Annotated in this window: 20 protein-coding genes; 16 read left to right on the plus strand and 4 right to left on the minus strand. The window is 29.8% G+C overall.

What is annotated here, in order from left to right; all coding sequences use genetic code 11:
* From SJY27_RS05190 to SJY27_RS05230, 9 genes are all read left to right on the plus strand, one after another.
* On the plus strand, window positions 1–1,311 hold the full coding sequence (locus SJY27_RS05190; protein WP_397447200.1) for an AAA family ATPase: 1,311 nt from the start codon (window positions 1–3) through the stop codon (window positions 1,309–1,311).
* On the plus strand, window positions 1,311–2,537 hold the full coding sequence (locus SJY27_RS05195; protein WP_397447201.1) for a tetratricopeptide repeat protein: 1,227 nt from the start codon (window positions 1,311–1,313) through the stop codon (window positions 2,535–2,537). Before SJY27_RS05190 ends, SJY27_RS05195 begins: the two co-directional genes overlap by 1 nt.
* Window positions 2,538–2,564: 27 nt before the next feature.
* Complete coding sequence (locus SJY27_RS05200; protein WP_397447202.1) at window positions 2,565–3,647, plus strand: AI-2E family transporter; 1,083 nt, start codon at window positions 2,565–2,567, stop codon at window positions 3,645–3,647.
* 6 nt (window positions 3,648–3,653) lie between these two features.
* On the plus strand, window positions 3,654–4,835 hold the full coding sequence (locus SJY27_RS05205) for an RsmD family RNA methyltransferase (protein WP_397447203.1): 1,182 nt from the start codon (window positions 3,654–3,656) through the stop codon (window positions 4,833–4,835).
* A gap of 703 nt (window positions 4,836–5,538) precedes the next feature.
* Complete coding sequence (locus SJY27_RS05210) at window positions 5,539–7,080, plus strand: hypothetical protein (RefSeq protein WP_397447204.1); 1,542 nt, start codon at window positions 5,539–5,541, stop codon at window positions 7,078–7,080.
* Window positions 7,081–7,100: 20 nt separating this feature from the next.
* A complete protein-coding gene (locus SJY27_RS05215; protein WP_397447205.1) occupies window positions 7,101–8,750 on the plus strand; it encodes a beta-N-acetylhexosaminidase in 1,650 nt (549 codons plus the stop codon).
* Between the two features lie 6 nt (window positions 8,751–8,756).
* On the plus strand, window positions 8,757–9,845 hold the full coding sequence (locus SJY27_RS05220) for a mevalonate kinase (RefSeq protein ID WP_397447206.1): 1,089 nt from the start codon (window positions 8,757–8,759) through the stop codon (window positions 9,843–9,845).
* A gap of 9 nt (window positions 9,846–9,854) precedes the next feature.
* Window positions 9,855–10,730, plus strand: coding sequence for a sugar phosphate nucleotidyltransferase (locus SJY27_RS05225; RefSeq protein WP_397447207.1), 876 nt, complete (start codon window positions 9,855–9,857; stop codon window positions 10,728–10,730).
* A gap of 43 nt (window positions 10,731–10,773) precedes the next feature.
* Window positions 10,774–12,582, plus strand: coding sequence for a sodium:solute symporter family protein (locus SJY27_RS05230; protein ID WP_397447208.1), 1,809 nt, complete (start codon window positions 10,774–10,776; stop codon window positions 12,580–12,582).
* Between the two features lie 410 nt (window positions 12,583–12,992).
* On the opposite strand, the gene SJY27_RS05235 is transcribed toward SJY27_RS05230, so the two are convergent.
* The 4 genes from SJY27_RS05235 to SJY27_RS05250 are packed head-to-tail and all read right to left on the minus strand — an operon-like array spanning window position 12,993 to window position 15,455.
* A complete protein-coding gene (locus SJY27_RS05235; protein ID WP_397447209.1) occupies window positions 12,993–13,136 on the minus strand; it encodes a T9SS type A sorting domain-containing protein in 144 nt (47 codons plus the stop codon).
* A 6-nt stretch (window positions 13,137–13,142) separates the two neighbouring features.
* The gene (locus SJY27_RS05240) at window positions 13,143–13,556 is read right to left on the minus strand and encodes a hypothetical protein (RefSeq protein ID WP_397447210.1); all 414 of its coding nucleotides are present in this window, start codon (window positions 13,554–13,556) and stop codon (window positions 13,143–13,145) included.
* Window positions 13,543–14,127 (minus strand): RNA polymerase sigma factor, encoded by a 585-nt coding sequence (locus SJY27_RS05245; RefSeq protein WP_397447211.1) that lies wholly within the window; start codon window positions 14,125–14,127, stop codon window positions 13,543–13,545. Before SJY27_RS05245 ends, SJY27_RS05240 begins: the two co-directional genes overlap by 14 nt.
* 53 nt (window positions 14,128–14,180) lie before the next feature.
* Window positions 14,181–15,455 carry a DUF2851 family protein gene (locus tag SJY27_RS05250; protein ID WP_397447212.1) on the minus strand — a complete coding sequence of 425 codons (1,275 nt, stop codon included), beginning with the start codon at window positions 15,453–15,455 and terminating at the stop codon, window positions 14,181–14,183.
* A 107-nt stretch (window positions 15,456–15,562) separates the two neighbouring features.
* Here SJY27_RS05250 and SJY27_RS05255 point away from each other — a divergent pair, with 107 nt between their 5' ends.
* The 7 genes from SJY27_RS05255 to lepB all read left to right on the plus strand — a co-directional run bounded on the left by SJY27_RS05255 (window position 15,563) and on the right by lepB (window position 22,763).
* Window positions 15,563–16,195: an NAD(P)H-dependent oxidoreductase gene (locus tag SJY27_RS05255; RefSeq protein WP_397447213.1), complete on the plus strand. Its 633-nt coding sequence runs from the start codon at window positions 15,563–15,565 to the stop codon at window positions 16,193–16,195.
* A 130-nt stretch (window positions 16,196–16,325) separates the two neighbouring features.
* Window positions 16,326–17,789 carry an aminoacyl-histidine dipeptidase gene (locus tag SJY27_RS05260; RefSeq protein ID WP_397447214.1) on the plus strand — a complete coding sequence of 488 codons (1,464 nt, stop codon included), beginning with the start codon at window positions 16,326–16,328 and terminating at the stop codon, window positions 17,787–17,789.
* Window positions 17,790–17,956: 167 nt separating this feature from the next.
* On the plus strand, window positions 17,957–18,721 hold the full coding sequence (locus tag SJY27_RS05265; RefSeq protein WP_397447215.1) for a ParA family protein: 765 nt from the start codon (window positions 17,957–17,959) through the stop codon (window positions 18,719–18,721).
* 1 nt (window position 18,722) lies between these two features.
* On the plus strand, window positions 18,723–19,607 hold the full coding sequence (locus SJY27_RS05270; RefSeq protein WP_397447216.1) for a ParB/RepB/Spo0J family partition protein: 885 nt from the start codon (window positions 18,723–18,725) through the stop codon (window positions 19,605–19,607).
* A complete protein-coding gene (locus SJY27_RS05275) occupies window positions 19,608–20,204 on the plus strand; it encodes a DUF5683 domain-containing protein (RefSeq protein ID WP_397447217.1) in 597 nt (198 codons plus the stop codon). It abuts the gene before it with no gap.
* Between the two features lies 1 nt (window position 20,205).
* On the plus strand, window positions 20,206–20,907 hold the full coding sequence (gene dapB / locus SJY27_RS05280) for a 4-hydroxy-tetrahydrodipicolinate reductase (protein WP_397447218.1): 702 nt from the start codon (window positions 20,206–20,208) through the stop codon (window positions 20,905–20,907).
* A 158-nt stretch (window positions 20,908–21,065) separates the two neighbouring features.
* On the plus strand, window positions 21,066–22,763 hold the full coding sequence (gene lepB, locus SJY27_RS05285) for a signal peptidase I (protein WP_397447219.1): 1,698 nt from the start codon (window positions 21,066–21,068) through the stop codon (window positions 22,761–22,763).
* Window positions 22,764–22,866 lie beyond the last annotated feature (103 nt).

Consider the following 22,866-nt stretch of genomic DNA (forward strand, 5'->3'; position numbering starts at 1 on the left):
ATGAACAACGATTTATTAAACAGCCTATTAGAGGCCTTGCAATTTTCACCAAATAATATTCCTTTAAAATTACAAATTGCAAAACTGTACATTCAAAATAATGACGTTGATAAAGCAGAAAGCTTTTTAACAGAAATATTAGATTTAGATCGGAATCATATTGATGCGAAATTTGAGTTGGCAAAAATCTATTTCAAACAAAATAAATATGCTCCAGCAGAAATTGTTTTAGAAGAAATTACAGAAACTTCATCGGATGAAAAACATTTAGAATTGTTATGCTATTGCTATTTGCATCAAAATGAAATATCGAAAGCAAAAGACATCTATATTACTATTTTAAATCAAAATCATAATTATAAAAACGATGATTTTGATAAAAAGTTAAGAGTGAATGCAACTCCCTCAGCAGATGAAGATTTTGTAGATGATGATGCACTTCAATTCCTAAAAAAACCAACCATCAAATTCAAAGATATTGGAGGTATGGAGCAAGTAAAGGAAGAAATTGCATTAAAAATTATAAAACCTTTACAACATCCTGAATTGTACAAAGCTTATGGTAAAAAAATAGGTGGTGGAATTTTATTATACGGCCCACCAGGTTGTGGAAAAACACATATTGCTAAAGCTACTGCTGGAGAAATTAATGCGAATTTTATCAATGTAAGTATCAACGATATTTTAGACTTGTGGATTGGAAATTCGGAAAAAAACCTCCACGAAATTTTTGAAACTGCTAGAAGAAATACACCTTGTGTTATCTTTTTTGATGAAATTGATGCACTTGGCGCCAACAGAAACGATGTAAATAAATCTTCTGGAAGAACAATTATCAATCAATTTTTAAGTGAATTAGATGGTTTAAATAATGATAATGAAGGGGTTTTAATTTTAGGAGCCACAAACACACCTTGGCATTTAGACCCTGCTTTTAGAAGACCTGGAAGATTTGATCGAATTATTTTTGTTTCTCCACCAGATCTAGAAGCCCGAAAAGCTATTTTTTCCATCAAACTCAATGGCAAACCAACAAATATTGTTGACACTACAGACATTGCAAAAAAAAGCAATCAATTTTCGGGTGCAGATATTAATGCTGTAATTGATGTGGCTATTGAGCAAAAATTAAGGGAATCGTTTAAAGACGGAATTCCGAAACCTTTACAATCTAAAGATATTTTAAAAGCGATTAAAAAAGTAAAACCAAGTACAAAAGAATGGTTTAATTCTGCAAAAAACTACGCTTTATACGCTAATGATTCTGGCCTGTATGATGAAGTATTAACCTATCTTAAAATTAAAAAATAATGGAAAATCAGCATTATTTAAGAGGTGTACAACTTTTTAGTTTGGGCAGATATCAAGATGCAATTCCTTATTTTCAAAAAGCGTTGCAAGATATTCCAAATGATTTCAATTCGCTTTTTCATTTGGCACACGCTTATCTAAATTTAGACGATTTAGAAAAATCTGAAGACATAGCAAATGCATTATTAAAAATAGATCCAGATGATGAGAATGCATATTTTTTACTTTCTCAAATTTATTTTAGCAAAAGTAATTTTAAAAAAGCACTCGAATTTATAGATAAAGCCATTAGTATTTATCCTTATGAGGCTGATTTTTTTGGGCAAAAATCTTACATCAATTTAAATGAGAAAGAGTATGAATCTGCTTTAAAATTCGCCAATGAAGGTTTGGCATTAGACCCTAATAATAAATTATGTTTAAATGCACGAGTGCAAGCTTTAACCAAATTAGAACGTAAAGAAGAGGTTTCATCAACCATAGAAAATTTATTAGAAAAAGATCCAGAAAATGTATATTCTCACGCAAATGTTGGCTGGTCTAAATTAGAAAACGGCAATACCAATGAAGCATTACATCACTTTAAACAAGCGTTAGCTTTAGACCCTAATTTTGATTATGCCAGAGAAGGAATGAGTACAGCATTAAAATCAAAAAATATTATTTACAACCTTTATTTAAAATATTCATTTTGGATGAGCAAGAAAAGCTCAAAACAACAATGGGTTTTTATTATTGGTATATATTTAACCTATCGTTTTTCGGTAAAATTATTGTCAAATACAACCTACACTTTTTTAGTAATTCCTATTATCATAGCTTACTTACTTTTTGCTTTAGGTGGCTGGCTAATGGAATCTTTATCTAATGCTATATTAATTTTTGATACTTATGGGAAGTATTTGTTAGATGAGAATCAACAAAAAAGTGGTCGTGCTTTTCAAATATTACTTTTAGGAGCCATTTTAGCAATAGTAAGTTATGCTGCGTTAGACAATCAATATTTTTTGCTTTTAGGATTTGCTTTTCTTTGTAGTTTAGTACCATATCCTAGAGCATTTCTTATCACCTCAAAAAACAAAAAACTGTTTCATTTTGGTGTGGGTATAGCAATGTTGGCAAGTGCTTTTCTTGGATTGTTATTCACTGATGATTTAATGCTGTTAGGCTCAATTGTTTTAATACTTTTAATTGCTTTTACTTGGTTAGACAATATTATTAAGTAAATTTATACCTCTTAATACTTTATTTTTATGACTTCAAAAACAATAGCAAACGGAATATTAAGAGCCTTGGCAGTTATTTTAGGCATATTCTTACTAGGCTATTTTTTACTTAAAATTCAATCTGTAATTATTTACATAATTATAGCCGGAGTTTTATCATTAATAGGTAGGCCATTTATTCTTTTTTTAGTTAGAAAATTAAAGTTTCCAAACACCTTAGCAGTTATCACTACAATGGTTTTTATGTTAGGCTTATTAACGGGTATCGTAATTTTATTTATTCCTTTAGTTTTAGAGCAAGGCAGAAGTTTATCTTTATTAGAGGTTGATAAATTACAAGAAAACATACAAGATGTTTTTAATCAAATTACCGCTTATTTTTCATCAAAAGGTATTGACATTTTAAAAGAAATTGAAAGCATGGATTTTGCGAATCAATTTAAAGCAATTCCCAATTTATTTAACTCCATAATTGCTGCTTTAGGGTCTTTAAGTATTGGATTATTTTCGATATTATTTATCTCTTTTTTCTTTATGAAAGATAGTCAATTACTCAAAAAAGGTATTTTAACCATCATCCCAAATAATACAGAAAATCGTTTTTCAAAATCTTTAGAAACCATTAACGATTTACTTTCTCGCTATTTTTTGGGGTTAATTATTCAAATATTAATATTGTTTATTATTTACACCATTATACTACTATCATTTGATATTTCTAACGCAATTGTAATTGCTTTTTTATGTGCTTTATTAAATTTAATACCTTATGTTGGCCCATTAATTGGGGCAGTTTTAATGTTTATTTTATCAATGACAAGTAATATTGGCTTAGAGTTTCAAACAGAAATTTTACCTACTTCTCTTTGGATTTTATTTTGCTATGGTCTTGCTCAAATTTTAGATAATTTTGTGAGCCAGCCTATAATTTTTTCAAAAACCACAAAATCTCATCCTTTAGAAATTTTTCTTATAATTGTTATTGGCGGTTTACTTTTTGGAATTATAGGCATGATCACTGCTGTGCCTACATACACTGCACTTAAAGTTATTTTAAAAGAATTTCTATCAGAAAATAAAATCGTTAAATCTTTAACCAAAAGCCTATAATTTCTTTTGAATTCACATATTCTAAACCCAGAAGTTCAACAATTTATTGCTGATCATTTAAATACTGAAATTACAAAACTGATTTTAAAAGGTAGTCCTTTTAAAGAAGTATCTGTACAAGAATTGGCCAATCAAATTATTGCAAAACAAAAATGTAAAAAAAAGCTACCTACTTGGTTTTCTGCTAAAAACTTGTATTATCCACCTAAATTAAGCATTGAACAAACCTCTTCAGAAATAACTGCAAAATATAAATCAGGTTTGGTTTTAGGTGATAAAATTATTGACATTACTGGTGGCTTTGGTATAGATTGTTACTTTTTTTCAAAACAATTTAAACAAGTAACACATTGCGAAATTAACAAAGAGTTGTCTGACATTGTAAAGTATAATTATCAACAATTAAAAACAGAACATATAAAAACCACTGCAATAAATGGGTTTGACTATTTAAAACAAACTCAAGATACTTTTGATTGCATTTATATAGATCCATCAAGAAGAGATGATATAAAAGGTAAAGTGTTTTTATTGAAAGATTGCCAACCTTACATTCCTCCAAAAATCGATTTCTTTTTTACAAAAGCTAAACATATTTTAATAAAAGTTTCTCCTATTTTAGATATTTCAAACACTCTTAAAGATTTAAAAAATGTTAAAGAAGTTCATATAGTTGCCGTAAATAATGAAGTAAAAGAACTGCTCTTTTTACTACAAAAAGAGTTTAAAGGAGAAATAAAAATTAAAACCATTAATTTTCAAAAAAACTCCGTCCAAGAATTTGAATTTATTTTTGAAGATAAAGCTGAATCAAAATACGCAATGCCACTCACCTATTTATACGAACCCAATGTGGCCATTTTAAAATCTGGTGGATTTCATCAAATAGCGAAACAATTAAATATTTTTAAATTACACCAACATTCTCATTTATACACATCAAACGAAATTATAAATTTTCCGGGAAGAAGATTTAAGGTAAATCAAACAATAACCTATGATAAGAAAAAACTCAGAAAATTATTGCCACATAAAAAAGCAAATATAACCTCAAGAAATTACCCTAAAACTGTTGCCCAGTTTAGAAAAGAAACTAAAATAAAAGATGGGGGCGAAATATATATTTTCTTAACAACAAACGCTAAAGACAAGCAAATATTAGTTATTTGCAGTAAAATTAGCAATTAGCTAACAGATTAACAATATTTTACGCTTAATAATTTAAGTAATTAAAATTATTTTCTATATTTGTAGCTACTTTATGTGTTTTATTTTTAGGGGTATAAGACACTAAAGCTCAAGTCTCGGTTTTCATCGAGACTTTTTTTATGCTCATAGTTTTTCATTAAATTTGTAAATAGCAGACACATAAAAATTTATGCATACAAGCAATTTTCAAGGTTTAAAAATCACTTCTAATAATCATTTAAAAATTGATTGTGGTTTGTATTTGATTAATAAATCTAGAGACATTAATTTATGCATAACTTATTTATATAAACCAAATTACAATGTAAAATCAATATCAAATCTGGTTCTAAAAACAATCAATTTATGATGATTCATATAGAAATTCATTACCAATATCATACTATTTTAATAGCGTGAATAATAGAGATGGAAGTATTCTATACGAACTTAGAATAAATTTGATAAACAGTCAAGTTATACAATATTTAGATGCAAAAAAATGAGCTTTAGCAAGTCATTTAAATCATGAAAAACGAGAGGCAAAAGTTTTTTTCAACCCCCTATAACCGTAAAAAACAAAGTACAGCCGCTCTTTTAGTAAAAAAAGGTATTAAAAAACTTTAAAAAGTACTGCAAAATGCAGCAATTCAACAACATTAAAAGTAATAATAATAACCATTACAAAAGATAATTTATAAAAATGAAAAAAATATTTTTTTTATTCGTGTTTTCAATAACAAGTGTTTGTATTATTGCTCAACAAAAAAATGTTCCTGAAAAAAAGCTTCAAAAAGCATTTGGTAAAATAGATTTCCTCTCTATTGATATGCCTATTACAAGCATCCCAAATGAAAAAAATATGGGTTTCACAGGTATTCATTATAATTTAATGCTAAATGATTGGGCGTATGCAGGTGCAGGTATTTATGGTGCTGTTAGTGGCAACAGAGGTGGATTTTTTACTTTAGGTGTAAATGCAGGAATAAAAAAATATATTGGAAAAGATTTTTATGTAGATTCTGGCTTTCATTTAGGTGCAGGTGGTGGTGCTTCTGCTCCAGATGGAGGTGGTATATTTATCTTACCTCATTTTAATTTGGGGTATGATTTTAAAAGCTTCTCTTTAAATTCAGGTTGGAGCTATGTAGATTTTTTTGATGATGGATTAATTAAAGGACACCAATTTAATGTTGCTTTAGAGATACCTTTAGACTATACCTATTCAGATTATAACGTATCTGAAAACGAATTTAATTTTGATGATTTACAAAATTCTAGTTGGAATATTGATTCAAAGAGAACATCATTACTATTTCATCAAAATAATTTAAAAATAAGAGGAGATATTGATAACCCTAATATTAGGCGATATGGAAATGCTACAATTAGATTGGCAGGTTTTGAATTAGCCAACTATTTTACCGATAATTGGTTTGCATTTTTAAAAGTTGATGGTGCTTTTGATGGTATAAAAGCCGGTTTTATGGATGTATTTTTAGGTGGTGGTTATCTTTTACCCATTTATAAAAACAACACCAATATTTTAGCAAAATTTGGGGTTGGTGCTGCTGGTGGTGGTGGTGTTGATACTCAAGGTGGTTTTTTATTATATCCTGATGTATCAATTGAACAACGAATTTTTAATGATTTCTTTTTATCTATAAATAAAGGTTTTGTAATCTCTCCAAACTCACATTTTAACACCTCTTCTTTAGGTGTGGGTTTAAAATATTATGTAGAAAGAAGTGGTATAATTTCCGATAAATCTTTCACTAGCGGAAAATTTAAAGGTTTTGAAGTAGTTGTTAAACATGATGTTTATTTAGATGCTGAAAGAGATGGAACAATACCAACTGAAGATTTACACCAAATAGCATTACAAATCAACTTCGATTTAACTAAAAACATTTTTGTTGCAGGCCAAACCGCTTTTGCCAGTTTTGGAAATGCTGGAGCTTATGCAGAAGGAATTGTAGGTTTTGGTGCAAAATCTAACCCCTTTTTAAATGATAAAGTTACGCTTTTTGGTCAAGTTTTGGCTGGTGCAGCTGGTGGTGGAGATATTAGTACTGGTGAGGGTTTAATTTTTAAACCGGCTGCTGGTTTTAATTATAAACTTAATAATAGTTTAAGTTTTAGAACTTCTGGAGGTTATGTAAAAGCTAAAGGAGGTGATTTAAGTAGTGTAATGTTTAATTTAGGTATAAAATATCACCTATCTTTTTTAAAAATGAATCAATAAAAACGTATTTTTTAGATACAATGGCATATCTCAATTCAATAAAAAATAACAGTATTTTACTTTTTAGTATGTTCTTTTGGTTTACGACTTTAATGATGAATGCACAAAAAACACATATTACACCCAAACCTCAAAAAATAATTGAAGGAACAAGCTCTTTAAAAATTAGTAATGAAACTCAAATTGTTTTTGATAACACTAATAAAACAATCGCTACTCACCTTCAACATTATTTTAAAGAAAGTTATGGTTTATCTTTAAAAACTACAGATTATCAAAATTTAAAAAAAAACTACATCAGTTTTCAAGTAGATGAAAACTTAACTGAAGAGGCTTACGAATTAACAGTTGAGAATAATAAAATTATTATTTGCGCAAAAAACAAAGCTGGTTGGTTTTATGGCGTTCAAACTTTAAAACAACTTTGCGATTACAATTCGTATTATTCTAAATATGAAAAGTATATAGAAATCAAAGATATAAAAATCATAGATGCTCCAAGATTTAAATGGAGAGCTTTTATGTTAGATGAAGCACGCTATTTTAAAGGTATGAAGCAAGTTAAAATGCTTTTAGATGAAATGGCATTTTTAAAAATGAATGTATTTCATTGGCATTTGGTAGACGACCAAGGTTGGCGTATTGAAATCAAAAAATATCCAAAACTCACAGAAATTGGATCAAAAAGAAAAAGCACACAAGTTGGCCCTTTACAATGGGACAGCCCAATACAATCTGGTGAAACTCATAAAGGCTTTTATACACAGCAGCAAATAAAAGAAATTGTAGCTTATGCTAAAGAAAGATGTATTACTGTTGTGCCAGAAATTGAAATGCCTGGGCATTCCTCTGCTGCAATAGCTTCTTATCCTTGGTTGGGTACTTCAAAAAAAGAAATAGAAGTACCTATAAAATTTGGTGTTGGTAAAGATGTTTATGATGTTACAAACCAAAGGGTTGTTCAATTTTTAAAAGATGTGTTAGACGAAGTGATGACACTTTTTCCATCAAAAGTAATTCATATTGGGGGTGATGAAGTAAAATACAATCATTGGAAAAATGCTGCTTCTGTTAAAAAATATATGAAAAGTAATAATTTGGCAACTCCTGCTGATTTACAAGTTTATTTTACAAATAACATCTCTAAATATTTACAAAGTAAAGGACGTAGAATGATGGGCTGGAATGAAATTATGGGACATAATTTGCATCATTATCAAAATAAAAAAGACACCAAAACTACTCAAAAATTAGCACAAGAAAGTATTATCCATTTTTGGAAAGGTGATGTAGATTTAGCAACAACTGCTGCAAGTAATGGCTATGAAATAGTAAATTCGCTACATACTTTTACCTACTTAGATTATAAATATAAAAATTTACCCTTATCTAAAGCTTACTCATTTAACCCTGTACCAGAAAAATTAAATAAAAAATACCATGATAAAGTAATTGGTTTGGGTTGCCAAATGTGGGGTGAGTGGATACCAACAAATGGAGAAATGCATTACAAAGTGTTTCCAAGGATTGCAGCTTACGCAGAAGTAGGTTGGACACAAAAAGAAAACAAAAATTTTAATGATTTTAAAGTAAGACTTAAAAACTTGCAGAAACATTGGGAATCTAGAGGAATTTATTTTGCTCCTGATGAATATGTAGAAAAAAAATAATCAATTTTGGAGAAAATTATTTCAATTGCGCCAGGAAGAACATGCCTATTTGGAGATCATCAAGATTATTTAGGCTTACCAATAATAGCTTGTGCAATCAACAAACACATTACATTAACCGCAAAAAAAAATAATTTTAATACGTTTCAAATTGATTTACCTGATATCAACACAAAAAGAACCATAGGTATTTATGATAAATTTGGCATCTTAGAAAAAGAAGATTTTTTTCAATCTACACTACAAGTTTTAAAAAGATATAATTGCACACCAAATCATGGGTATAACATTCACATAACAGGTACAATACCAATAAACTCTGGCACTTCAAGTTCGTCTGCACTTGTTGTAGCATGGGTACAATTTTTAATTAAAGCTTTTGGTGATGAAGCATTGTTAACGCCAGAAAAAGTCTCTCAAATTGCCTTTGAAGCTGAAGTATTAGAATTTAATGCACCTGGTGGTAAAATGGATCAGTACAGTATAGGTTTAGGAAATATTATTTATTTAGAAACTGGCAATGATTTTTCTTATCAAATATTAAAAGCTCCTTTAACTAATTTAATTATGGCAGATTCTGGTGTACCAAAAGAAACCTTAGGCTTATTAAAACAATTAAAAACAAACGCTTGGAAAGCTATTGAAGAAGTTAAAGATAAAGTGCCAAATTTTAATTTAAATACAGCAAAAATCGAAGATTTACAAAGGTACCTCAATCATGTTTCTGATGATATACAACCTTATTTTGAAGCTGCTTTGGGCAATTTTGATGTTACAAAAAAAGCTTTAGCATCCTTTAAAAAAGAAAAATTAGATCTTGTTGAAATTGGAGATTTAATGAATCAACATCATCATTATTTAAAAAATCTTTTAAAAATTACAGTACCAAAAATTGATATTATGATTGATGCTGCTATTGGTGCTGGTGCTTTAGGAGCAAAAATTGTGGGTTCTGGTGGTGGTGGTAGTATTGCAGTTTTATCGCCTAAACATAAAGAAAAAGAAATTTCTAAGGCCATTTTAAATGCTGGTGCAAAAAGTATTTATATCGCTAAAATTGATGAAGGCGCACGAATTTCAGTAACCAATTATTAACTCAAAAAAATGCATACTAATTTAATAATTTTAGCAGGTGGAATATCTTCAAGAATGAAAAAACCAGCTACTTCAACATTGGTAAATGAAAAAGAAATTCTGCAAGCAAATCAAAGAAGTAAAAGCTTAATTAGTGTAAGTAATTCTGGCAGGCCTTTAATGGATTATTTACTATATAATGCAAAAAAAGCAGGTTATAAAAACATCTATATTGTTATTAATGAACAAGGTAGTTTATTCAAAGAATTTTACGGTCCAAAAAAAGCAAATAATAATTTCTACGGATTAAACATATCATTTCCAATTCAATATATCCCTAAAAACAGAGAAAAACCTTTTGGCACTGCAGATGCTGTTTTTCAAGCAGTTGAACAATTTCCAAATCTGAAAAATCAACAATTTACGGTTTGCAATAGCGATAATTTATACACTATAAATTCATTAAAATTACTGAGAAAAACAAACTCTAAAAACGCATTAATATCTTATGATAGAGATGCTTTAGAATTTTCTTTACAGAAAATATATTCTTTTGCAGTTATGAATTTAAATGATGAAAATTATTTAAAAGATATTATTGAAAAACCAACTACAGAAAAAGTTAAAGAATATGAAGATAAAGAGGGAAAAATACGAATAAGTATGAACCTGTTTAAATTAGATGGTAAAATGATGTTTCCTTATTTGAAAAACTGTCCTATTCATCCTATAAGAAATGAAAAAGAATTGCCAACTGTTGTTTTAAATTGTATTGCAGATTATCCAAATTCTTTTTTAGGAATTCCTGTTTCTGAACACGTGCCAGATTTAACCGCTAAAGACGATATCATCATTATAAAAGATTATTTAAAAAAGCATTATCCTAAAACTTTAAATTGGTCATAGAATTTTTATATTGCAGCAATTGTAATTAAATAACAATTGGTATATGATTAACTTAAGTACGCTAGATTATGTTTTAATTATTTCTTTTTTTCTGATTACCTTATTTATTGGGATTTACGTTTCAAAAAAATCAGGAAAAAACGCAACTGAATACTTTCTTTCTGGTAGAAATATGCCTTGGTGGTTGTTAGGAGTGTCTATGGTAGCCACAACTTTTTCTACTGATACACCTAATTTTGTAACCGATATTGTTAGAAAAGATGGTGTTTCCTCTAATTGGATGTGGTGGGCTTTTTTAATTACAGGATTACTAACTGTTTTTATATATGCAAAATTATGGCGAAAATCAGAAGTAAAAACAGATATAGAATTTTATGAATTACGCTATGGAGGAAAACCTGCAAAGTTTTTAAGAGCGTTTAGAGCTTTATATTTAGGTTTCTTATTTAATATTTTTGCAATGGCTGGCGTAACTTTAGCCGCCATAAAAATTGGTAGTATAATGTTAGGGCTACAACCTTGGGAAACCATTATATATGCTGGCACAGTAACTGTAATTTTTAGCGCCATTGGCGGATTTAAAGGTGTAGTTTATACAGATTTTATATTGTTTTTTACAGCAATGGCTGGTGCTATTGGCGCTGCTTATTACTTAGTAAACTTACCAGAAGTTGGCGGAATTGAAGCATTAATTGCACACAAAAATGTTGTAGACAAACTATCTATTTTACCAGATTTTAGTAATACAGAGGCCTTAATTACACTTCTTGTAATTCCATTAGCGGTACAATGGTGGAGCTCTTGGTATCCTGGAGCAGAACCTGGTGGTGGTGGTTATATTGCCCAAAGAATGTTAGCTGCAAAAGATGAAAACCACGCAATTGGAGCTACTTTTTTCTTTAATATTATGCATTACGCTTTACGTCCTTGGCCTTGGATTTTAGTAGCCTTAGCTTCTCTCATAATTTTTCCTGATGTATCTAGTATACAAGAGGCTTTTCCTAATATTTCTCAAGATAAACTGGGTGATGATTTGGCATACTCTGCAATGCTTACAAAATTACCTAGTGGTTTATTAGGTTTGGTTTTGGCTTCTTTAATTGCAGCATACATGTCTACAATTTCTACGCATTTAAACTGGGGATCTTCTTATATTGTAAATGATTTTTACAAACAACACATAAAAAAAGATGCTTCTGAAAAACATCTAGTTTCTGTAGGACGTATCTCTACCTTAGTTTTAATGGTTTTTAGTGCTGTGTTTGCTTTATACCTTCAGAATGCAAAACAACTTTTTGATATTATAATTATGTTTGGTGCTGGTACTGGATTAATCTTTATTTTACGATGGTTTTGGTGGAGAATAAATGCTTGGAGTGAAATTTCTGCAATGTTAGTATCAGGAATTATTTCTTTAGTTTTTTCATCAGAAAATATAAGTAGTTTGTTTTTTGGTGAAGCTGGCATTTTTCCAATTTGGTTCAAATTGCCAGTAATAGTTTTTACAACTACGCTAATTTGGTTAATTATAACTTTGATAACAAAACCTGAAAAACAAGAAGTCCTCATTAAATTTTATCATAAAACGCAGCCTGGAGGGCCTGGTTGGTTGGCAGTTTTAAAAAAGTTACCAAAATCAGAAAAAATAATTGAAGAAAACAAAAATTGGAATGTTCCTTCAGGAATTTTAGCAATGCTCTTAGGTTGTATTTTAATTTATAGCTGTTTATTTGCCACTGGATACTGGATTTATGGTAAAACTACAAATGCAATAATTACATCATTATTAGCAGTAATTTCAGGGTTATTTCTTACAAGAATTTGGAAAAAAATAAAAACTAATATTTTTTAAATGTCTAAATTTCAGTAATTTCTTTAAGATATTTTTCATTTATTTTCAAAAAACCGTAAATTTACGACTCATATAACTTTTTTATCCCCCGATTATGAAAAAAAATACCGCAAAACAACTGTTTATGCTTGTTATATTGTCAGTTGTTCTTTACTATTCAGGAATACACGTATTGGCTATAAAAAATTTAAAATCTTTATCTGATGGTTTAGTCATAATGATTTTCTTTTTTGCCATCTTTCCGTTTTTAAGCTTGTTAACTATGTTAAGTATAAAGTTCCTTAAAAGCCTTTTAAGCCCAAAAAATTACTAAATCTATTTTTAGTTTTTGACCACATTACCAAAACAAAAAGTCTAGCTTTGAATACACTATGCTAAAAAAATTACATAAATAGCGGTTATGTAATTTATTAGTTTTTGACAATTTTTTTAATCCCAAATCCTTTATTAGTTTCAACTTTTAGAATATAAATTCCCTTTGACAAGCCTTTTAAATTTAAAATTTTACTATTATTTATATCCATAAGAATTTTTTCTCCTCTTAAAGAAAACAATTTGTCTTACTCACTCATCCGTTTATCAAAATACTTTTTTAAATAAGTAAATTGAATAGCAATCATTAATCCAAAGAAAATAAAAGCGTAAACAGTTGTGGTAGACAAAGAAAATCCTTTTAAAATATGGGAATCTTGAAGTAAATCAAAAAAAGAAAAATTAATTTTTGGAATATTCAAATTATCTTTTCTTGAAGTATTAAAAGCCAAAAGCAACGTTAAAATTGCAAATGCAGCAATACTAAACCAACCTTTTTTAGAGATTAAAGCCTGTGTTTTAAAAACGTTAGCCTTAGGCTCTAAATGTATTTTTTGCATCAAATTTGATGTAAAATCAATAGGAAGTTGTTCTTGTGGAATTTCTTTTACATACTTTCTCGCAAAAACATCCAATTCCTTTATATGTTTATTTTCTCCCATAATTTTCTATCATTTCTGGTGCTAAATTGTCTTTAACAATAGCGAGTAATTTCTTTCTTCCTCTGTGTAACTTTACTTTTAAGTTCGCCTCAGATAAGCTTGTTACTTCAATAATTTCTTTTAAAGATAGCTCATCGTAATAAAACATCCAAATTAAAGAACGTTCTTCATGGGGTAATTTTTGCAAACATTTATCCATTAAAACAGACCTTTCTTTACGAGCAATACCTTGTAAAATATCTTCTACAGCTGCTATCTGATTAAACATAATTTCATTAATTTCAAAAGTATTGTTGTTGTTTTTTTGCTTTTTAATAGCATCTAAACTTGTGTGATACGCAATACGATACAACCAAGTCGAAAATTTAGAATCACCTTTAAATTTTGCCAAATTCTTATATGCCTTTATAAACGTATCTTGACTTATTTCTTCTGCCTCTTCCCTCTTTTTCGTCATTTTAAAAGCCAAACTAAACACCATATTCTTATAGTTATCAACAAGATAGGCAAACGCATTTGTATCTCCGTTGATTACTTTAGTAATATAGTGTTGGTCGTTGTTGTGAGTCATTTTATCTTTGACTACATCTTTACCATAAAGGTTACACTTTTTTTAAATAAAACCTATTTTCGCAATAAATTATTGCCAATTGCACATTGTAAACACCTTTTTGCGGTGCAATATTTATTTTTTAATTCCAACAATGCCTGACTTTCCATCGCATTTTTTGCTTTGATGTGCAACTCAGAAAATTTACTGATAATACTATTTTTTTCTGGTTGTATTTGTTTTATCAAGTTTAAGAATTCCTCTTGATTCAAGGAATTTCTATGTTGTAAATACACAAATTTTAAAGGAATAATAGTGTTGATAAGAAGCAAATCTATAAACGATTTCGTTAGTTTTTTGGGTGATTTTTTCGAGGCTTTTTCAAACGTATAATGAGTTTGCCAAAAGGCATTAATTTTAAAACTGAACAACGCATAAAAATCTTCCTTTTTAGAAATGGACATTAATGTTGAAAACAAGTTTTGATGAGCTATGTATAAACTTACTAATTGCGCAATTCGAATGGTAGGAAAATTATTTGGGCGCATTCTAAAAAACTGAAAATTATTCTTAGCAATTGGTTTTAATTGATATTTGTGTTGTACATATTGATATGTTGATTTTAAATCTTGATGATAAACATCTTCCAATTCTTCATCTAAAAAACCAGCTTGACCAAATAATAATGCCATCAACTCATTTTCATTAAAACGCACTTTTCGTATCACAGAAAAATCGATAGAATTTGCCAATTGTAAAAAGGCATCTCCATTTATTTTTAGTCCAAAATTCTTAGCTAATAACTTGAATAAAACAGCTTCAAAATCGTCATTAGACTTTTCTAATAAGTCCTTTATTAAAGTAGATTTCTGCTGTAAACGTTCAAAATACAAACGTTCTAACCAATGATCAATCAAAAAACCATCAACCCTAGAAATTTGATTCGCACAAGGAATCCAATATTTTTGCCGATAAAACAACGATTTATAGTTCATCAAAACACTGTTATCAACAAAATGTTTTAATTCTAAAGTAGGCAAAGGTTGGCTGTTTTTCATAAATATAGCAGCATCATATTCCCAAACCACATGCAAAATTACAGCATCATAATTTACATCTTCTTCGTGTTTATGCAAATACCAATCAGACGATTTTATGTGCATTTCTACATTCCCAACCCAAAGTTGCTTGTCAATTTCAACTTGTGCATTTAAAAAATCTGGCCCAGTATGTGTATTCTGTAAACCCGATTTACGAATATAAATTTCTTTATTTTCGGTGGTGTATAAAGTAGTTTTAGAAAAGAGTTTATATTGCCAAATATAATACAAGAAGTCCTCATTCATCATTTTTTGATTTCAAGGTACAAAAAATTTATGTTCATATCAATTTTACCAATCACAACTAGGGTTATTAACATTGTTTTGCCTGTATTTTTGCATTATAAATAAAAGATATGAATGCAATAGAAAGTTTACAATGGCGTTATGCTGTTAAAAAATTCGACACTAATAAAAGCCTATCAACCACACAAATAGAAACCTTAAAAGAGGCATTTAATTTAACTGCAACCTCTTATGGTTTGCAACCTTTAAAGTTGTTGGTCATTAAAAATAAAGATATCCAAAAAGAATTGGTGTCACATTCGTGGAATCAACCTCAAGTTTTAGAAGCATCTCACGTATTAATAATCTGCATCCCAAAAGAATACTCTACCAATGAAGTAGAAAAATACTTTAATTTGGTGCAAAAAATTAGGGCAACTCCAGATGCTGTAATTGATCCTTTTAAAAAGTTTTTAACTACTGAAATTGAAAAGAAAACCCAAGAAGAATTATTAACCTGGAATAAGAACCAAGCCTATTTAGCATTAGGTAATTTACTAACAGTATGCGCTTTAGAAAAAATTGACGCTTGCCCTATGGAAGGTTTTATACCTGAAAAATATGACGAAGTTTTACAACTAGACCAACATAATTTGACTTCTGTTTTGGTTTTACCAGTTGGTTTTAGGGCAGAAGATGATTATATGAAAGATTTGAAAAAGGTAAGAAAAAACATTGAAGATGTAGTTATTGACATTTCTTAAATTAAGCTCATTTTTCTTTGCCTCGAATACACAATTTCTTTTGTGCATTCGAGGCAACGTTTTTTATGTACATTAGAATTATAAAATCCTAAACTTTTAATTAAATTTGACGTTAAATTCAAGAAAACATATGAGCCAAAATATCAGAAATATTGCTCCAAAAAGCGTTTGGAATCACTTTGCAGATTTAAATGCTGTACCTAGACCCTCAAAAAAAGAAGAACGTATCATCAAATTTATGGTTGATTTTGGTAACCATCTTAATTTAGAAACTGCTGTGGATAAGGTTGGGAATGTAATCATCAAAAAACCAGCTACATCTGGCATGGAAAATAGAAAAGCAATTGTAATGCAGGGGCATTTAGATATGGTGCATCAAAAAAATGCAGATACGGATTTTGATTTTGATAATAAAGGCATTAAAATGTTTATTGATGGTGATTGGGTAAAAGCAAAAGGTACAACTTTAGGTGCAGATAATGGCTTAGGTGTTGCTGCAATTATGGCTGTTTTGTCTGCTACTGATATTCCACATCCTGCAATAGAAGCTTTATTTACCATTGATGAAGAAACTGGAATGACAGGTGCAATGGGTTTAGAAGGCGGACTTTTACAAGGTGAAATTCTGTTGAATTTAGACACCGAAGAAGATGATGAAATTGGAATTGGTTGCGCAGGTGGTGTAGATGTAACTGCTACAAGAACTTACCAAGAAGAAGCTATTGTAGGCAATGTTATTGCTTACCATATTGCTGTAACTGGTTTAAATGGTGGGCATTCTGGAATGGATATTATTAAAGGATTAGGAAACGCAAACAAAATTATGAATCGTGTTTTGTTTGATGGTTTAGAAAACTATGGATTACGAATCTCAGAAATTAATGGCGGTAGTTTGCGTAATGCAATTCCTAGAGAAAGTTTTGCAACTGTTGTAATTAACAGTACTTGTAAAGCAACTTTTTTATTAGAAAGTGAAGCGCTTATTAACAACATAAAACAAGAGTTTAAAACATTAGAACCTAATTTATCTATTGATATTCAAGAAGTTGAAATTCCAAAGAAAATCATGGAAATCGATGCTCAAGAAAAATTTATAAAAGCTATTTATGCAGCTTTAAATGGCGTGTATAGAATGAGTCCTGATGTGGAGGGTTTAGTGGAAACATCTAATAATATTGCAAGAATTATTGTAAAAGAAGGTAAAATTAAAATAGGTTGCTTAACACGTTCATCATCAGAAAGTAACAAATGGGATTTAGCGAATTCGTTACGCGCCTGTTTTGAACTGGCCGATTTAAATGTTGATTTTTCAGGAACCTATCCTGGATGGTTACCAAATATGAACGCTTCCATATTAAAAACGGTAGAAAGTACTTACATCAATTTATTTAATACACAACCCAATGTAGCTGCTTGTCATGCAGGTTTAGAATGCGGAATTTTGGGACAAAATTATCCGAACCTAGAAATGATTTCTTTTGGACCTAATATTAAAGGAGCACATTCTCCAGACGAGCGTGCGCAAATTTCATCAACTCAAAAATTTTGGCGATTACTTAAAGAGGTATTAAAAAATATTCCTGAAAAAGAGTAGTGTTTGTAACTTACAATTGCATTTTTAAAAATTGTTTAAAAACAAAAGAAAAACAAGTGTATTCTATTAATTTACAATATCTTAAATTTTTATCTTTTTGTTAACATCTTTCATTTCTTTACACAAGAAAAAAATGTAATTTTACCTTTTAGTAACATACAATTTTTATGGGAAAAATTATTGCTATTGCAAATCAAAAAGGAGGAGTTGGAAAAACTACCACAAGTGTAAATTTAGCAGCTTCTTTAGGGGTTTTAGAAAAAAAAGTATTATTGATTGATGCTGATCCTCAAGCAAATGCATCCTCTGGTTTGGGTGTAGATGTTGATGCTGTTGAGTTGGGTACTTATCAAGTTTTAGAGCACACTATAAGTGCAAAAGAAGCTATTGTGAGTACAACATCACCAAATGTAGATCTTATACCTGCACATATAGATTTGGTTGCCATAGAAATTGAATTGGTAGATAAACAAAATCGTGAGTATATGTTACAAAAGTCAATCATGGATATCAAAGATGATTATGACTATATTCTTATTGACTGTGCGCCTTCACTAGGTTTAATTACCTTAAACTCTTTAGTTGCTGCAGATTCAGTAATTATTCCTATTCAATGCGAATATTTTGCATTAGAAGGATTGGGTAAATTACTAAACACCATAAAAAGTGTGCAAAAAATTCACAACCCAAATTTAGATATAGAAGGGTTATTACTAACCATGTTTGACTCTCGCTTACGTCTTTCAAACCAAGTAGTTGACGAAGTTAGAAAACATTTTTCTAGCATGGTTTTTGATACTATTATAAGAAGAAATACACGTTTAGGTGAGGCACCAAGTTATGGTGAAAGTATTATTGCCTACGATGCTACCAGTAAAGGTGCTGTAAATTACTTAAATTTGGCACAAGAATTATTAAAAAAGAACGCGTAAAATGGCAAAAGCAACTAAGAAACAGGCTTTAGGAAGAGGATTATCTGCGTTGTTGCAAGAAACACCAAATATAAATTCTGCATCAGACAAAAATGCAGACAAAGTTGTGGGTAATATCATAGAAATTGATTTAAATTTAATTGATGTAAACCCTTACCAACCAAGAACTTATTTTGATGAAGAAGCACTTAGAGAATTAGCAAGTTCTATTAGAGAACTAGGTGTAATACAACCTATTACCGTTCGTAAAATGGCGGGCAATCAGTTTCAATTGGTTTCTGGTGAACGAAGATTTAGAGCATCAAAATTAATTGGTAGTAAAAGCATACCTGCTTACATTCGTTTAGCTAACGATCAAGAAATGCTAGAAATGGCATTGGTTGAAAACATTCAGCGTAAAAATCTAGACCCAATTGAAGTCGCACTTTCTTACCAACGTTTAATTGATGAAATTCAGTTAACTCAAGAAGAATTGAGTACAAGAGTGGGTAAAAAACGATCTACAGTTACCAATTATTTACGTTTATTAAAATTAGACCCAATTTTACAAACAGGTATGAGAGATGGTTTTATTTCTATGGGTCATGGACGTGCAATGATTAATGTTGAAAATACAGAAGATCAATTGGCCATTTATGAAAAAGTTTTACGTGATAAATTATCTGTTAGGCAAACTGAAGATTTAGTAAAAAACTTAAAAACAGGGGCTATTGCTAAACCTAAAAAGAAAGCAATACCTACTTTTGTAAAAGAAAGTAAAAATGAAATTAGTGCTTTTTTTGGTCATAAAATAGATATTACAGTAAGTAATAATGGTAAAGGAAAAATATCAATTCCTTTTCATTCAGAAGAAGATTTTAATCGAATTAAAAACTTATTAAAATAAGTGTTTTTTAAAAAACATATCTGTTTTCTTTTATTCGTATTTTTTATTACGACACTTTTTTCGCAAAAAGATTCTACTGCTGTTAAAGTTAAAGATCTTAAAATTGATGGTAAATTAAATATTCCTCAAGGAATTTACGATCCATTAAAACCATCAAAAGCCGCTTTTTATTCGGCTATTTTTCCTGGTTTAGGGCAGATATACAACAAAAAATATTGGAAAGCGCCTATTGTTTGGGGCGCATTAGCCATACCAACGTATTATTATCAAATAAACAATAGCGATTATAAGCGATATAGAACTGCATACAGATTAAGAAAAACAGGCTTACAAGATGAGTTTACATTAGATGATGGCTCAGAACTTTTATCTACTACTACATTAGAAACCGCTCAAGAACAATTGAGCGAAAACAGAGATTTTTCGCTTTTATCAGGAATAATTTTATACATTTTACAAATTGTAGAGGCCAGTGTAAACGCTCATTTATTACAATTTAATACAGACGATAATTTATCACTAAGACCTACTTTTATTGCAGATCCTATACAGTTCGAATCTCCAAAAGTAGGCTTAACATTTAAATATACATTTTAAAATGAAGATTGCACTTTTAGGTTATGGAAGAATGGGCAAAGAAATTGAAAAAATTGCAATTTCTAGAGGTCATGAAATAGTAATTCGTAAAGATGTTGATGATAAAATTGACATTACTTTGGCAGATGTTGCTATTGATTTTAGTGTACCAAATTCAGCCTTTACTAATATTACAGATTGTTTACACAACAACGTTCCTGTAATTTCTGGAACCACTGGTTGGTTAGACAAATATGAAGATGCTGTTGCGTTATGTAAACAAAAAAATGGAGGCTTTATATATGCTTCTAATTACAGTGTAGGCGTAAATATCTTTTTTGAATTGAATAAACAGTTGGCAAAAATGATGAGTACTTTAGAAGACTATAACGTTTCTATGGAAGAAATTCATCATACCAAAAAATTAGATGCTCCAAGTGGTACAGCCATAACTTTAGCAGAAGGTGTAATTGAAAATACTACAAAATCGGCTTGGGTTTTAGGTGATGAAAATACTGAAAATGAAGTATCCATTGTTGCAAAAAGAATTCCTGATGTACCTGGCACACACACTGTTTGGTACAATTCTAATGTAGATACTATTGAAATAAAACACACTGCACACAACAGAAAAGGTTTTGCTTTAGGTGCTGTTATTGCTGCAGAATGGATTTTAAACAAAAAAGGTGTTTTTACAATGAAAGATGTGTTAAACATCTCCTAAAAAGTGTAACATAAAATTAAAGTAGTTACTAACTACTATCTTCTCGATTGATATTTGAAAACAAAAAATGTTAGACAATACAAACGCAGTTTTCGAGAGGTTTTAAAAAATAAATAGAGTTCTAGACTGCGATAGAACAAAAAAGCAATATTGAGGTTATGACGTATACACAATGGTTGATTTTTATTTTAGCTATACAGGTAATTCACTTTTTGGGTACTTGGAAATTATATGTAAAAGCAGGTAGAAAAGCTTGGGAAGCAGCAGTACCTATTTATAATGGAGTGATTTTAATGCAAATTATAAATCGTCCAAAATGGTGGATAGTATTGCTTTTTATCCCTATTGTAAACCTATTGATGTTTCCTGTAATTTGGATAGAAACCATAAGAACCTATGGTTTTCATAAAAAGTTAGATTCGTTTTTAGTGATTGTAACTTTAGGTTTGTATATTTTTTACATCAACTACGCAACAGACGCAAAATACAATGCTGAAAGAAGCCTAAAACCACGATCTGAATTGGGTGAATGGGTAAGCTCAATTACTTTTGCTATAATTGCAGCTACATTGGTTCACACCTATTTTATGCAACCTTTTACCATACCAACATCCTCTTTAGAGAAATCGCTGTTAATAGGTGATTATTTATTTGTAAGTAAATTTCATTATGGTGCTAGGGTTCCATCTACAGTTATTGCAGCACCAATGGTGCACGACTCTTTACCATATACAGGAGCTGCATCGTATTTAAAAAGTCCTCAATTGCCTTATACACGTTTGCCAGGTTTGCAAAAAATAAAAAATAATGACATTGTTTGTTTCAATTGGCCTGCAGATACTTTAGCCACAATGTGGGGCGATACTTCTGGTAAATTTACCTACAAACCTGTAGATAAAAAAACCAATTATGTAAAACGTTGTGTAGGTATTGCTGGTGATTCTTTAGAAATGAAAGATGGTTATTTTTATATAAATGGTAAAAAGAACGAACTCCCTTATAGAGCTAAATTGCAATTTTATTACACCTTTGAGTGCAAAAAACCCATTAGCCAAAGTACCTATCCTAAATTTTTATTGGATAAAGAACGAACTGGTGTTTATAAAATTTTAACAGAATACTGGGAAAATGAAAAAGTACAGGAAGCCATAAAGCAAAATGGAAATCTTTCTAAAATTGGGCAAGATTCTTTATATACCGAAGTTGCTGGAGGGGTTAACCCACAGTTTGCACAAAGACTTAAAATGATTAATGTTGAAAATAAAATTAATATTAATTTAACCAGTGATGAAGTTGAACGTTTAAAAAAGTATCCACTTACAGTTTCTGTTACAAAAATTAATCACGCTAAAGATAAAGCCATTTTTCCTCATGTTAAAGCATTAGGTTGGAGCCAAGATAACTTTGGTCCAATTTACATACCTGAAGCTGGTGCTACAGTAAAACTAGATAAAAATTCGTTGCCTTTTTATGAGCAAATCATAAAAAACTATGAAAACAATGACTTATTAGTAAATGGTGATGATATTTTTATCAATGGAGAAAAAGCAACTTCTTACACTTTTAAACAAGATTATTTCTATTTAATTGGAGACAATAGACACAATTCTTTAGATGCTAGATATTGGGGTTATGTTCCTTTTGATCATGTATTAGGAAAACCTGTAATGATTTGGTTCAGTTGGGATGCTAATGCACCAACTTTAGGTGCAAAAATAAAATCAATTCGTTGGGACAGAATGTTTACCACTGTTGGTGGAGATGGAGAACCTGTATCTTATAGATATATCGTTTTTGCATTGATTGCTTTGTATATTGGCTGGAGCTTTTATAAAGGCAAAAAAAAGAATGCTTAAGCAAAAATAATGATACTCAGTTTTAACGCTAAATTGATAAAGATGATAAAAAACGCTTACAAACCTGATAAAATTTATCTTTAGATATTTCATAGAAATTTTT

This window comes from Polaribacter sp. R77954, from assembly GCF_044595335.1.
Classification (GTDB): domain Bacteria; phylum Bacteroidota; class Bacteroidia; order Flavobacteriales; family Flavobacteriaceae; genus Polaribacter.

Bases quoted from the DNA above. Each gene is read 5' to 3' on its own strand.
- SJY27_RS05190 (WP_397447200.1), top strand. From the start codon at position 1: ATGAACAACGATTTATTAAACAGCCTATTAGAGGCCTTGCAATTTTCA.
- SJY27_RS05195 (WP_397447201.1), top strand. From the start codon at position 1,311: ATGGAAAATCAGCATTATTTAAGAGGTGTACAACTTTTTAGTTTGGGC.
- SJY27_RS05200 (WP_397447202.1), top strand. From the start codon at position 2,565: ATGACTTCAAAAACAATAGCAAACGGAATATTAAGAGCCTTGGCAGTT.
- SJY27_RS05210 (WP_397447204.1), top strand. From the start codon at position 5,539: ATGAAAAAAATATTTTTTTTATTCGTGTTTTCAATAACAAGTGTTTGT.
- SJY27_RS05215 (WP_397447205.1), top strand. From the start codon at position 7,101: ATGGCATATCTCAATTCAATAAAAAATAACAGTATTTTACTTTTTAGT.
- SJY27_RS05225 (WP_397447207.1), top strand. From the start codon at position 9,855: ATGCATACTAATTTAATAATTTTAGCAGGTGGAATATCTTCAAGAATG.
- SJY27_RS05230 (WP_397447208.1), top strand. From the start codon at position 10,774: ATGATTAACTTAAGTACGCTAGATTATGTTTTAATTATTTCTTTTTTT.
- SJY27_RS05240 (WP_397447210.1), bottom strand. From the start codon at position 13,556: ATGGGAGAAAATAAACATATAAAGGAATTGGATGTTTTTGCGAGAAAG.
- SJY27_RS05245 (WP_397447211.1), bottom strand. From the start codon at position 14,127: ATGACTCACAACAACGACCAACACTATATTACTAAAGTAATCAACGGA.
- SJY27_RS05250 (WP_397447212.1), bottom strand. From the start codon at position 15,455: ATGATGAATGAGGACTTCTTGTATTATATTTGGCAATATAAACTCTTT.
- SJY27_RS05255 (WP_397447213.1), top strand. From the start codon at position 15,563: ATGAATGCAATAGAAAGTTTACAATGGCGTTATGCTGTTAAAAAATTC.
- SJY27_RS05260 (WP_397447214.1), top strand. From the start codon at position 16,326: ATGAGCCAAAATATCAGAAATATTGCTCCAAAAAGCGTTTGGAATCAC.
- SJY27_RS05265 (WP_397447215.1), top strand. From the start codon at position 17,957: ATGGGAAAAATTATTGCTATTGCAAATCAAAAAGGAGGAGTTGGAAAA.
- SJY27_RS05270 (WP_397447216.1), top strand. From the start codon at position 18,723: ATGGCAAAAGCAACTAAGAAACAGGCTTTAGGAAGAGGATTATCTGCG.
- dapB (WP_397447218.1), top strand. From the start codon at position 20,206: ATGAAGATTGCACTTTTAGGTTATGGAAGAATGGGCAAAGAAATTGAA.
- lepB (WP_397447219.1), top strand. From the start codon at position 21,066: ATGACGTATACACAATGGTTGATTTTTATTTTAGCTATACAGGTAATT.